General features: G+C 72.7%; 10 protein-coding genes. 6 read left to right on the top strand and 4 right to left on the bottom strand.

Translation table 11 applies throughout. The features are described 5' to 3' along the window. Window positions 1–53 precede the first annotated feature (53 nt). Together GCL84_RS27255 and GCL84_RS27260 are read left to right on the top strand one after the other, a co-directional pair. Window positions 54–1,229: a homogentisate 1,2-dioxygenase gene (locus GCL84_RS27255; RefSeq protein ID WP_156758434.1), complete on the top strand. Its 1,176-nt coding sequence runs from the start codon at window positions 54–56 to the stop codon at window positions 1,227–1,229. 82 nt (window positions 1,230–1,311) lie between these two features. Beyond that, window positions 1,312–1,917 (top strand): hypothetical protein, encoded by a 606-nt coding sequence (locus tag GCL84_RS27260; protein WP_156758435.1) that lies wholly within the window; start codon window positions 1,312–1,314, stop codon window positions 1,915–1,917. Between the two features lie 4 nt (window positions 1,918–1,921). Here the strand turns inward: GCL84_RS27260 and GCL84_RS27265 are convergent, their stop codons facing one another. Then, window positions 1,922–2,509: a TMEM165/GDT1 family protein gene (locus GCL84_RS27265; RefSeq protein WP_156758436.1), complete on the bottom strand. Its 588-nt coding sequence runs from the start codon at window positions 2,507–2,509 to the stop codon at window positions 1,922–1,924. A gap of 306 nt (window positions 2,510–2,815) precedes the next feature. Here GCL84_RS27265 and GCL84_RS27270 point away from each other — a divergent pair, with 306 nt between their 5' ends. Genes GCL84_RS27270 through GCL84_RS27290 form a run of 4 tightly spaced genes read left to right on the top strand, consistent with a single transcriptional unit; the run spans window position 2,816 to window position 9,903 of the window. Beyond that, on the top strand, window positions 2,816–4,297 hold the full coding sequence (locus GCL84_RS27270; RefSeq protein ID WP_156758437.1) for a cytochrome ubiquinol oxidase subunit I: 1,482 nt from the start codon (window positions 2,816–2,818) through the stop codon (window positions 4,295–4,297). Window positions 4,298–4,307: 10 nt separating this feature from the next. Next, complete coding sequence (gene cydB, locus GCL84_RS27275) at window positions 4,308–5,315, top strand: cytochrome d ubiquinol oxidase subunit II (RefSeq protein ID WP_156758438.1); 1,008 nt, start codon at window positions 4,308–4,310, stop codon at window positions 5,313–5,315. Continuing rightward, window positions 5,312–8,761, top strand: a complete 3,450-nt coding sequence (locus GCL84_RS30760; protein WP_407924439.1) for an ATP-binding cassette domain-containing protein — start codon at window positions 5,312–5,314, stop codon at window positions 8,759–8,761. Before cydB ends, GCL84_RS30760 begins: the two co-directional genes overlap by 4 nt. An 11-nt stretch (window positions 8,762–8,772) precedes the next feature. Beyond that, window positions 8,773–9,903 carry a GAF domain-containing sensor histidine kinase gene (locus GCL84_RS27290; protein WP_156758439.1) on the top strand — a complete coding sequence of 377 codons (1,131 nt, stop codon included), beginning with the start codon at window positions 8,773–8,775 and terminating at the stop codon, window positions 9,901–9,903. Here GCL84_RS27290 and GCL84_RS27295 read toward each other — a convergent pair. The 3 genes from GCL84_RS27295 to GCL84_RS27305 form a co-directional block, all read right to left on the bottom strand. Continuing rightward, window positions 9,900–10,526: a response regulator gene (locus tag GCL84_RS27295; RefSeq protein ID WP_156758507.1), complete on the bottom strand. Its 627-nt coding sequence runs from the start codon at window positions 10,524–10,526 to the stop codon at window positions 9,900–9,902. The two genes, GCL84_RS27290 and GCL84_RS27295, sit on opposite strands and share 4 nt — an antisense overlap. Before the next feature lie 6 nt (window positions 10,527–10,532). After that, window positions 10,533–11,468: a type I pantothenate kinase gene (coaA, locus tag GCL84_RS27300; protein WP_156758440.1), complete on the bottom strand. Its 936-nt coding sequence runs from the start codon at window positions 11,466–11,468 to the stop codon at window positions 10,533–10,535. A gap of 170 nt (window positions 11,469–11,638) precedes the next feature. After that, window positions 11,639–12,241 (bottom strand): macro domain-containing protein, encoded by a 603-nt coding sequence (locus tag GCL84_RS27305; protein ID WP_156758441.1) that lies wholly within the window; start codon window positions 12,239–12,241, stop codon window positions 11,639–11,641. Window positions 12,242–12,351 lie beyond the last annotated feature (110 nt).

Raw genomic sequence — 12,351 nt, forward strand, 5'->3', positions numbered from 1 at the left:
TGGCGTATCGGCTACTGAACAAAGATGTCCGACATCCGGACAGCGGAGGACGCATGCCGCACTACCGCCGAGTTGGGAAGATCCCCAGCAAGAGGCACACAACCTTCCGTTCACCCGACGGTTCCCTGCACGCCGAAGAGCTGATGGGCGCCGAGGGCTTCTCCGCCGATTCGGCGCTGCTCTACCACCGGCACCTGCCCACCGCGATCATCGACGCGGTCGCCGTCGACGAGTTCCGGCTGCCGCTCGCGCCGAACCACCCGCTCAAGCCAAGGCACCTGCGCACCCAGGCGATGGGGTGGGCCGCGGGGCTCGACGCGGTCACCGGGCGGCGGTCGCTGGTGGGCAACGCGGACGTGCACATCTCCTTCGTCGTGGCGTCGGCGCCCAGCCCGCTCTACCGCAACGCGGTCGGCGACGAGCTGTTCTACGTCCAGGGCGGATCGGCGGTCGTCGAGACCATCTACGGCGCCCTGCCGGTCGCCGAGGGCGACTACGTGGTCATCCCGACCTCCACCACCTACCGCGTGGTGCCCGAGGGCGACCTGCGGCTGTACGTGGTGGAGGCGACCGGGCACATCGGCCCGCCCAAGCGCTACCTGTCCAGCCGCGGCCAGTTCCTCGAGCACTCCCCGTACTGCGAGCGCGACCTGCGCGCCCCCGGCGAGCCGCTGGTGGTCGACGGCGAGGACGTCGACGTGCTGGTGCGCCACCGGGCCGGGCTGACCCGCCACACCTACGCCAACCACCCGTTCGACGTCGTCGGCTGGGACGGGTGCCTGTACCCGTGGGCGTTCCACATCGGCGACTTCGAGCCGATCACCGGCCGGGTGCACCAGCCGCCGCCGGTGCACCAGACCTTCGAGGGGCCGAACTTCGTGGTCTGCTCGTTCGTCCCGCGCAAGGTCGACTACCACCCCGAGTCGATCCCGGTGCCCTACAACCACGCCAACGTGGACTCCGACGAACTCATGTTCTACGTCGGCGGGGATTACGAGGCGCGCAAGGGATCGGGAATCGGAATCGGTTCGCTGTCGCTGCACCCGGCCGGTTTCACGCACGGTCCACAACCCGGAGCGGCCGAGGCGTCAATCGGCGTGGAACACTTCGACGAAACGGCGGTAATGGTCGACACTTTCCGCCCGTTGGACCTCGCGGACCCGGCGTCCACCTGCGAAGACCCGCGCTACGCCTGGAGTTGGGCACGCCGAGGTCCCGATTGGGACTAGGCCGGTGACACCCCTCGCCGATGGGCCCATAATGAGCGTCCCCCGGGCTGGCGGGGAATTGACGCTGCACTGACGGGACGGCATGGGTTACACGAAAGAACTGGCGGACCCCTGGGGTCTGCTGCTGGCTGCCAGCGCGGGTTGCGTCGCCTGGGCGATCCACCTGCCCGCCGTCGGCGCGATCGCCGTCGGCCTCGCGATCCTGGCCGGTCGCGCGGGCCTGGCCCACCTCAACCGCGACCCCGAGGGCGAGCGCCCGGAGGTCGAGGTCGCCGCGCACAGCGAGGAAGCCGCCTGCCTGCTCCGAGCCAGCGCTGCCGAGAACGACTTCGCCGCGGCCCTCGACGAGCACCGCCCGGGCCCGCTGGCCGACCGGGTGCCCGCGCTGACCGGGTCCGTCGCCGCGGCCGTCGACGCGCTCTACCGCCTGGCGGGCCGGGTGACCCTGGCCAACCGCGTCCTCGCCGAGGCCGACACCGAGACCCACGCCCGCCTCACCGCCGCCCGCACCCGCCTGCTGTCCGACCTGGAGGCGGGCACCGCGGGCTTGGAGTCCCTTGTCGAGCAGGCCGGGGCGCTGCGCAAGCTCACCCAGACCTCGCTCACCGCGCTGTCGGAGTCCGTGGCCGCCCTGCGCCACAGCCTCGCCGACACCGAGGAGACCACCCGCCGGGCCGTGGGCGCCTGAGAGCTCAGACCAGTTCGATGACGGACTCGACCAGCAGCCAGGCCCCGAAGAGGAAGAACAGGGCCGCCGCGCCGTAGCGGATCAGCTTCTCCGGCAGGGACTTGCCCAGGGCGCGGCCGATCACGATCGCCAGCGCGTCGGCGGCGACCATGCCCACGGTGGAGCCGATCCACACACCCGCCCAGTGGTGGTCGGTGGCCAGGGTGATGGTGGCGAGCATGGTCTTGTCGCCCAGTTCGGACAGGAAGAACGCGGTGCCGACGGCGATCACCACGGACTTGGTGACCTGGTTGGCCTTGGCCTTCTCGTCGTCGGTGAGCGAGTCGCCGCGCAGGGTCCAGAAGCCGAAGCCGACGAAGGCGACGGCGGCGGCGAGGTTGATCCAGCCGGTCGGCAGCGCCGAACCCAGGCCCACGCCCAAGGCGACCGAGGCCAGGTGCACGACGGTGGTCGCGATGGTGATGCCGAGGATGACCGGCCAGACCTTGAAGCGGGTGGCGAACGTCAGAGCCATCAGCTGCGACTTGTCGCCGAGCTCCGCGACGAAGATGACCCAGAAAGACACGAGCGTGCCGAGGACGAAGGCGTCCATTGGTTCGCGTGACCCCTGACCGTGATCAGGCCGGACCCCAGGACGCGCGCGACCTCGATCCGGCATACGGATATGCCTGGATCGAAGGTCTCGCCCGCCTCGGATCACCGGGGCCGCCCGACCGGGTCCGGCGAACCGGGCCAGTGTGTCGATCGGGACGTTGGGGGCTACTCCCCTTCGCTTTCCGGCGCAACTATAGCCGATCCGCCATGAAAAGCCACGTGCCCCCGCTCACGGGACCTACGTCCCGGCCGCACGGGACCCGGGCACCTGGGACCGGGACCCGCGCGGGCGGAGATTGGTGTCGTGGACGTACTAGACCTGGCGCGGTGGCAGTTCGGCATCACCACCGTCTACCACTTCCTGATGGTGCCGCTGACCATCGGGCTGTCGGTGCTCGTGGCGGGCATGCAGACCGCGTGGGTGCGCACCGGCGAGGTCAAGTACCTGCGGATGACCAAGTTCTGGGGCAAGTTGATGCTGGTCAACTTCGCCATGGGCGTGGTGACCGGGATCGTCCAGGAGTTCCAGTTCGGCATGGCCTGGAGCGAGTACTCCCGGTTCGTCGGCGACGTGTTCGGCGCCCCGCTGGCGATGGAGGGCCTGGTCGCCTTCTTCGTCGAGTCCACCTTCCTCGGCCTGTGGATCTTCGGCTGGGACCGGCTGCCCAGGCGGGTGCACCTGGCCTGCGCGTGGGCGTTCAGCCTGGCCACCATCGCCAGCGCGTACTTCATCCTGGCCGCCAACTCCTGGATGCAGCACCCGGTGGGCGTGGAGATGGTCGACGGCCGCCCCCGGCTCACCTCGATCTGGGCCGTGCTGTCCAACAACACCGCGCTGACCGCCGTCCCGCACGCCGTCGCGGGCTGCTTCGCCGTCGGTGGCGCGTTCCTGGTCGGCATCGGCGCCTGGCACCTGTGGCGCGGGCGCGACGACGACGGTCCGGTGTGGCGGGCCTCGGTGAAGCTGGGCGGCTGGGTCGGCGTGGTCGCGTTCAGCGCGCTCGCGGTGACCGGCGACCTGCAGGGCAAGCTGATGTTCGAGCAGCAGCCCATGAAGATGGCCGCCGCCGAGGCGCTGTGCCACACCGAGGAACCCGCGAGCTTCTCGGTCTTCGCCGTCGGCGACGTGTCCAGACCGGACTGCGAGAACGTCAAGTCGATCACCGTCCCGGCGCTGCTGTCGTTCCTGGCGCACAGCGACTTCACCAGCGAGGTGCGCGGCATCGAGCAGCTCGTGGGCGAGTACCAGGACAAGTACGGCACGAACTACCCGGTCGACGACCGGCTCGGCGAGCTGAGCGGGCAGCCCATCGACTACGTGCCCAACCTGCCGGTGACCTACTGGGGCTTCCGCTTCATGATCGGCTTCGGCGCGCTGTCCGCGCTGGCCGCCGCCGCGACCCTGTGGTTCACCCGGGGCGGGCGGGTGCCGCGCACGAAGTGGTTCCCCCGGCTGGCCCTGGCGGGCATCGCGACGCCGTTCATCGCCAACAGCGCGGGCTGGATCTTCACCGAGATGGGGCGCCAGCCGTTCGTGGTCGCGCCCAACCCGACCGGGGTCGACGGGGTGTGGCTGTTCACCGCGCGCGGTGTCTCCGGCATGGGCACCGGCGAGATCCTGACCTCGCTCATCGCGCTGACCACGGTTTACGCCGTCTTGGCCTGCGTCGAGGTCTACCTGATCCGCAGGTACGCGCGGGCGGGCGTGGCCGGGGTCATGCCGCCGGAGAAGATCGACTCCGACGACCCAGCCGAACCGGGCGACAAGCTCGCGTTCGCCTACTGAAGGGGGCGCTGTGGACCTCGCGACGATCTGGTTCTGCGTCATCGCCCTGCTGTGGCTGGGCTACCTGTTCCTCGAGGGCTTCGACTTCGGCGTCGGCATGCTGATGCCGGTGCTGGCCAGGGACAACACCGAGCGGCGGGTCATGGTCAACACCATCGGCCCGGTCTGGGACGGCAACGAGGTGTGGGTCATCGTCGCCATCGGCGCGACCTTCGCCGCCTTCCCCGGCTGGTACGCGTCCCTGCTGAGCGGGGTCTACCTGCCCGTGCTGCTGGTGCTGCTCGGGCTCATCGGGCGCGGTGTCGCCTTCGAGTACCGGGGCAAGGTCGACTCGGCCCGCTGGCGGCTGGTCTGGGACCGGGTCATCTTCTTCGGCTCGCTCGTCCCGGCGTTCGGCGTCGGGCTGCTCATCACCACCTCGGTCTTCGGACTCCCGTTGGACGCCAACGGGAACCGGGTCGGCTCGCCATTCGCCTCGATCCAGCCGGAGACCGTCCTGGGTGGACTCGCGGTGGTCGGTTTCGCGCTGGTGCACGGGGCGGTGTTCCTGTCGCTGAAGACGGACGGGGAGATCCGGCACCGGGCGCGGGCGCTCGCGCTGCGGTTCGGCGGGTGGGCGCTGCTGCCGCTGGCCGCGCTGGTGGTGCTGGCACAGGTCTCCTCCGGGTCCGGCTGGGGCTGGCTCGCGGTCGGGGCGGGGTTCGCCGCCGGGGCCGTGGCGTTCCAGCGGCTGGACCAGGGGCGCGAGGGGCAGGCGTTCGCCGCGCTGGGCGTCGTGATCGCCGCAGCCGTGGTGGCGCTGTTCGGCGCGCTCTACCCGGACGTCCTCCCGTCCACCCTGAACCCGGAGTGGTCGCTGACGGTGGCCGACACGGCGTCCTCGCCCTACACGCTCCAGGTGATCAGTTGGGTCGCGCTGTTCGGCACCCCGGCGGTGCTGGTCTACCAGGGGTGGACGTACTGGGTGTTCCGCAAGCGCGTGAGCACCGCGCAGATCCCGGAGGTGCACGTCCCATGAGTTCTCCCGGCACCGGCCTTCCCGCCAGTCGGCCAGCCGGGGGTGGCGGGCGGCGGGGACGACCCCCCGTCGCCCGCCGTGGGGGCCCGCTGGGCCCCCTGCCAGGGCTGTCGCCGTCGGCGCGGCGGGCGCTTCAGGGGTGTGGCGCCCTGTCCGCGCTGGCGGCGGTGGCCGTGGTCGTGCAGGCGTGGGCGTTGGCGGGCGCCGTGGCCGGGCTGGTCGGGGGGACCGGGGTGCCGCGCTGGGCGCTGCCGGTGCTGGCCGGGGCGATCGTCGTCCGGTCGCTGCTGGGGTGGGCGACGCAGGTCGTGGCCGTGCGCGCGGCGGCGGGGGCCAAGGCCGAGTTGCGGGCGCTGCTGCTGGACCGGTCGCTGGCGCTGGGGCCGGAGTGGATCGCCGACCGGGGGCCCGCCGAGCTGGCGGCGCTGGCGACCCGGGGCCTCGACGCGCTCGACGACTACTTCGCGGTGTACCTCCCGGCGCTGGTCACGGCTGTGGCGGCGCCGTTGTCGGTGGGTGCTGTCATCCTCGTCGTGGACTGGCCGTCGGCGTTGGTGGTGGCGCTGACGCTGCCGCTGATCCCGCTGTTCGCCGTGGTCATCGGCCGCTACACCGAAGACGAGGTCGGGCACGCCGCCACGGCGGTGGAGCGGCTGTCCGGGCAGGTGCTCGAGCTGGTGCGGGTGCTGCCGGTGCTGTCGGCGTTCCGGCGCGCGCACGCGCAGGCCGAGGCCGTGCGGGCGGTGTCGGACAACCACCGGCGGGGGGCGCTGGGCGTGCTGCGGGTGGCGTTCCTGTCGGCTTTCGCCCTGGAGTTGGTGGCCACGCTGTCGGTGGCGCTGGTCGCCGTGGTCATCGGGCTGCGGCTGGTCTCGGGCGACCTGAGCCTGGCGGTCGGGCTGTTCGTGCTGGTCGTGGTGCCGGAGTGCTACTTGCCGCTGCGCGCGGCCGGGGCGGCGCACCACGCGAGTGCGGACGGTCTGGAGGCGGTTCGGCGGGTGGCCGCTGTGCCGGTCGCGCCCGCCTCGGGTGGTCGGCCGGTGAGCGGCTTCAGCGAGCTGCGCGTCGACGGGCTGCGGGTGCGTCGGCGCGACGGCTTCGCCCCGGACGGGGTGTCGCTGGTGGTGCGGCCGGGGGAGGTCGTGCGGCTGGACTCGCCGAGCGGCAGCGGGAAGTCGACGCTGTTCTCGGTGCTGCTGGGTTTCGTGTCCCCTTCGGACGGTTCGGTCGCGGTGGACGGGGTCGCGTTGGCGGAGCTGGACATCGCGGCGTGGCGGCGGCTGGTCGGGTGGGTGGCGCAGCGGCCCGTGCTGGCCGACGAGGTCGTGGGCGTCCCCGCGCGGTGGGCGCGGGAGGTCGGGGTCGAGCACCTGCTCGGGCGGCGCGTGGTCGAGCTGTCGACGGGGGAGCGGCAGCGGGTCGCGGTGGCGCGGGCGCTGGCCCGGCCGGGCGTGCGGCTGCTGGTGCTCGACGAGCCGACCGCGCACCTGGACGCCGGGTCGGCCGCCGTGGTCATGGCCGCCATCCAGCGCGCGGCCGACCGGGGCGTGGCCGTGCTGATGGCGACGCACCGGCCGGTCGAGGGCGCGGGGGTCGTCGCCGAGCACGAGGCGGTGCGCGCCGAGCCGGTGCCGCGCGGGCCCCGGGTTCGCGTGCGCTCGTTGGTGACGGGGCGGCTCGTGAGCGGCGCACTGCTCGGCGCGGCTGCGCTGGTGTGCGGGGTGGCGCTGACAGCGCTGTCCGGTTGGCTGATCGCCAAGGCGTCGCAGCAACCACCGATCCTGACCCTGTCCCTCGCGGTCGTCGGTGTCCGCTTCTTCGGCCTGGCCCGCGCAACCCTGCGCTACCTGGAGCGGCTGCGCACCCACGACGCCGCGTTCGCCCTGGCCACAACGCTGCGGGTCGGCCTGTGGCAGACGCTCGTCCGGCTCGGCCCCGCACGGGCCCTGCGCCACCGCGAAACCCTGCACCACCTCGTCGACGACGTCGACACCGTCCGCGACCTGACACCCCGCGTGCTCACCCCGCCGATCGTCGCCGCCACGGTGTCCCTGGCCGCCGTGGGCGTGGTGACCGCGATCCTGCCCACCGCCGGACTCGTCCTCGCGGTGGCCGTGCTGATCGCGGGCCTGGGCGGCCCAGCACTCGCACTCGCCGCCGACCACCACGCCACCCGCACCGCCGCCGCGACCAAGACCACCCTGCGAACCACCACCCTGACCCTGCTGGACGCCGCCCCCGACCTCCTAGCCCGCGGCGAGGCCACCACCCACCGCGCCACCATCGCCGCCCACGACCGCCTGCTGACCCGCTCAGCCCGCCGCTCGGCCTTCGGTGCCGGAGCGGGCACCGCGCTGATCACCCTCACCTTCGGCCTCGCCGCCGCCTCGATGGTCGCCGTGTCCACCGGCGCCCCGATCGACCCGGTGCTGTTCCCGATCCTCGCGCTGATCCCCTTGGCCCTCCCAGAAGCCCTCACCCCCCTGACCACCGCCGCCGTCAACCTCGCCCCCCTACGAGCCGCCCTCCCCGACCAACCCCCCACCGAGGCGACCCCCGCCCCTGCCAACCCCGTCCCCCTGCCAGCGGCCCTCCCCACCCAGCCCTCCACGGCACCGCCCGCCGCTGCCGCCGACCCCGCCCAACCCCGCGCCGCTGCGATCGACCCCGTTCCCGCGCGAACGCCCCTACCCACCCGACCCCGCACGGGGCTGGCCGCTGCCGCCGACCCCGCCCCCACCGACTTGTCCACAGCACAGGCAGTTATCCACAACCAAGATCCACAAACCCCCGCGCCCGCCCCCGCCCCGGTAGACTGGCCTCGGGGACGCCCCCCAGTGGAGCGGCGGGGGATGCCGGTGGCGGCGTTCGACGGGGTTTGCGTGGGGTGGCCCGGCGGGGCGGATGTGTTGCGTGCGGTCGATTTTGAGGTTTTGCCTGGTGAGCGGGTTGTCGTGGTGGGGGAGTCGGGGGCGGGGAAGTCGACTCTGGCGGCGTTGGTGTTGGGGTTTCTCGAGCCGCGGGTTGGCGCCGTGCGCCGGGGGGAGGCCGTTGGCTGGTGCCCGCAGGAGCCGATGTTGGCCGCTACCTCGATCCGCGAGAACCTGCGGCTGGCCAAGCCCGCTGCGGCGGACGGTGAGCTGCGGGCCGTCCTCGACCGGCTCGGCGTCCACCTGCCCCTGGACACCACCGCCACCACCCTGTCCGGCGGCGAGGCGCACCGGGTCGCGCTGGCCAGGGCGCTGCTCGCCGACGCGGACGTGCTGGTCGTCGACGAGCCCACCGCCCACCTCGACGCCGCGTCGGCCGCCGCCGTGCGGGCGGCCATCGCCGGGTACCCGGGTGCGGTCCTGCACATCACCCACCACGCGGAGGACGTCGAGGGGGCCACGCGGGTGGTGGAGGTCGCGCGCGGCGGGGTCGTCGAGCGGCCCCTGGTGGGATGACAATGCAGCTCATGGACCCGACGCTGGCGGCGCGCACGCTCACCGCCGCCACCGAGATAGCCACGGCCGCGCTGGCCGGGGAGGACCCGGCGGCGGTGCTGGACCTGGTGGTCCGGGCCGCGGCCGAGTTGGCGCAGGCCGACCTGGGGCTGGTCATGGCGGGCAACCCGGACGGGTCGCTGACGGTCGAGGCGGCGACGGGGGCCCCGGAGCCCGACCCGGTCGGGCTGGTGCTGTCCGCCCGCTCGTCGGCGGCCAGGGTCGCCCGGGGCGGTGTGCCGATCGTGGCCGACGACGTCACCACCGACCCGCGGACCGCGCCGTACGTGCCGCGCGAGCTGAGCGTCTACGGGCCGTTCGCCGCCGCGCCCTTCGGCACCAGGGAGAGCAGGCTCGGCGCGCTCACCGTCTACCGCAAGCGCCGCTCCGAGCCGTTCGAGAACGACACCGTCGACATGCTGACCGCCTTCGCCGCGCAGGCAGGCCTGGTCCTGGTCCTCGCCGAGGGCGCGACCGCCCGCAACCGCGTCGACCTCTACGAGGAGCGCGACCGCATCGCCCGCGACCTCCACGACGTCATCGTGCAACGCCTCTACGCGGCCGGGATGCAGCTCGACCTGCTCGCCCGCCGCCCCACCCGCAAACTCCCCAAGCGCGACGCCACCCGCCTCTCGGACGCCATCGACCAACTGGACACCGCCATCGCCGACGTCCGCGCGGTGGTGCGGACGTTGCGCACCCCCGACCCCGCCGAACCCACCGCCGACCTGGCCGAATCCGCCCGCGCCGAGGTCGACACCGCCCGCGAGCTGCTCGGCTTCGCCCCATCCCTGGACCTGGCAGGCGACATCCGCGGCGTTCCCGTGCCCATCGCCGACAACACCCGAGCCGCCCTCCGCGAGGCCTTGTCCAACGTCGTCCGCCACGCGGGCGCCATGCGGGTGGCAGTCCACCTCCGCCGGGAAGCGGGTCTGCTCCGCCTCACCGTCGCCGACGACGGCTGCGGAATCCCCCGGGGAGTGACCACCCGAGGCCTCAAGAACCTCCGCGAACGCGCCGAGGGCGCGGGCGGTCACTGCGACATCCGCTCATCCCCGAGATCGGGCACCACCATCACCTGGGAAGTCCCAGTCCCCGGCTAAGCCCTGGGCCGCCGCGCCACCCACGCCACGGCCTGCGTCCGCCGCTGCATCCCCAGCTTCGACAACACCGACGTCACGTAGTTCTTCACCGTCTTCTCCGCCAGGAACAGCCGCTCAGCGATCTCCCGGTTCGACAGCCCCTCGCCGATCAGCTCCAACACCGCCCGCTCCCGCTCGGTCAACCCCGCGAGCTCGTCGGCCTCCGCGCTCCGCCGCATCCGGTCCAGCACCCGCGAGGTCGTGACCGGGTCCAACAGCGACCGCCCCGCCGCCACTTCCCGCACCGCGTTGACCAGGTCCTGCCCCCTGACCTGCTTCAACAGGTACCCCGCCGCCCCAGCCATGATCGCCTCGACCAGCGCCTGCTCATCGTCGAAGGCCGTCAGCACGAGGCACTGCGGGGCCGGGGTCAACGCCCGGAGGGAGCGGCACAGCGACACCCCGTCCCCGTCGGGCAGGCGCACGTCGACCACGGCGACGTCGGGTCGGGCCGAGCCCGCGCGCGCCAGGGCCTCGGCCACGCCGCCCGCCTCGGCGACCACCTCGATGTCCGGTTCGCCGTCGAGCAGGTCGCGCAGGCCGCGCCGGACCACCTCGTGGTCGTCGACGAGCAGCACACTGATCACGGGTCAGAGCTTACGGAGCCGGACCCGGCTGGTGCGGTGGTCGGGGCCCTTGCGCAGGACCAGCGTCGCGCGGGGGCGGGTGGGCAGGATGTTGTTGATCAGGTTGGGCTCGTTGGTCTCCTTCCACAGCTTCACCGCCTCGGCCGAGGCCTGCTCGTCGGTCAGCGAGGCGTAGTGGTGGAAGTGCGAGGCCGGGTCGGCGAAGGCGGTGGAGCGCAGGGCCAGGAAGCGGTCGACGTACCAGCGTTCGATGTCGTCGGGGTGGGCGTCGACGTAGATCGAGAAGTCGAACAGGTCCGACACGGCCAGGCGGGGGCCGGTCTGCAGGACGTTGAGGCCCTCGACGATGAGGATGTCCGGGCGGCGGACCACCTGTTCCTCGCCGGGCAGGATGTCGTAGGCCAGGTGGGAGTAGACCGGGGCGCGGACCTCCTCGGCGCCGGACTTGATGTCGGAGACGAAGCGCAGCAGGGCGCGGCGGTCGTAGCTCTCCGGGAAGCCCTTCCGGCTCATCAGGTCGCGGCGCAGCAGCTCGGCCTTGGGGAACAGGAAGCCGTCCGTGGTGACCAGGTCGACGTGCGGGTGGCCGGGCCAGCGGGCCAGCAGGGTCTTGAGCACGCGGGCGGTTGTCGACTTGCCGACGGCGACGCTGCCCGCGATGCCGATTACGAACGGCACCTTGTGCACCGTCTGCGGGTCCTCGCCGAGGAACTCCGTGGTCGACTCGTAGAGCCGCTGCCTGGCGCCGACCTGCAGCGAGATGAGCCGGGAGAGCGGGAGGTAGACGTCGGCGACCTCGTCGAGGTCCACCGGGTCGCGCAGTCCGCGCAGCGCCACCAGCTCGTCCAGGGTCAGCGGCAGCGGGGTCGACTTGCGGAGCTTTCGCCACTGCTCGCGGCGGAGCTCCACATACGGACTCAGCTCGCGCACCCGGGTCATGACCGACTCCTCGCCGAGTTGGTGGTGGTGCGTACCGCGTCAACGTAAGTGTTCATCGGGTGTTTCCGCTGTGACCGATTACACCGATCGGGCGAAGTTCAGTGTGGCGCACATGACGTGGCGCCCGTCCATGATCAGATTATGACCGCTCTGACCTGCGCAAACGTCAACTACTTCGCGGGGAAGACCTCGTCCCACGCGGCAGCGAGCTGGCGGGCGCACACCGCGGGCGCCACCTGCCCGACCCCGGTGCCCAGCCCCGGCACGGCGATGGTCCGCACGACGTCGCGCACGGGGGTGCCGTCCTCGACCTCCCCGGTCAGCCACAGCCGGAACACCGCCCGCGCCGCCAGGTACGGGTGCACGGTGTCCGGGGGCAGCGGCTCGCCCGGCTCGCGCATCGTCGGGGCGGTGATCAGCCACGCGGGCCGCGCCGCCTCGGTGGAGACGATCAGCGCCTCGCCCACCGGCAGCTCACCGCCGTGGTAGGCCAGCACCGCGCTGCGCACCGACTGCTCGACGGTCGGGAACGCCGCCGCGTAGACCGCGTCGATCCCGCCGCGCATCCAGCCGTAGGAGTTCGCGGGGGAGACCACGGCGTCGGCGTCGATCTCCAGCAGCGACCCGCGGTGGACCCGGATGCTGGGCCTGCCCTCGGCCGCGGTGTCCCACGCCCGGGCCAGGTCCGCGCTCACCGCGCACAGCACTAGCTGCGGCCCGCCCGTGCGCCGTCCTCGGACGGACGCCGTACCGGTCTCCGAATCCGCAGTCACGCTCCCAGCATGGCATTCGCGGCGTCCCGCGCGGAACCGCCGTTTGGTAACCGCCACCACAACCCCCGGTGTCGGGGGAGATCGCCGACCGGCGGCGCGCGCCCGGGTCA

Source organism: Actinokineospora pegani (assembly GCF_009745975.1).
Classification (GTDB): domain Bacteria; phylum Actinomycetota; class Actinomycetes; order Mycobacteriales; family Pseudonocardiaceae; genus Actinokineospora; species Actinokineospora pegani.

Coding starts and splice junctions, on each gene's coding strand:
- GCL84_RS27255 (WP_156758434.1), top strand. CDS start 54: ATGCCGCACTACCGCCGAGTTGGGAAGATCCCCAGCAAGAGGCACACA.
- GCL84_RS27260 (WP_156758435.1), top strand. CDS start 1,312: ATGGGTTACACGAAAGAACTGGCGGACCCCTGGGGTCTGCTGCTGGCT.
- GCL84_RS27265 (WP_156758436.1), bottom strand. CDS start 2,509: ATGGACGCCTTCGTCCTCGGCACGCTCGTGTCTTTCTGGGTCATCTTC.
- GCL84_RS30760 (WP_407924439.1), top strand. CDS start 5,312: ATGAGTTCTCCCGGCACCGGCCTTCCCGCCAGTCGGCCAGCCGGGGGT.
- GCL84_RS27290 (WP_156758439.1), top strand. CDS start 8,773: ATGGACCCGACGCTGGCGGCGCGCACGCTCACCGCCGCCACCGAGATA.
- coaA (WP_156758440.1), bottom strand. CDS start 11,468: ATGACCCGGGTGCGCGAGCTGAGTCCGTATGTGGAGCTCCGCCGCGAG.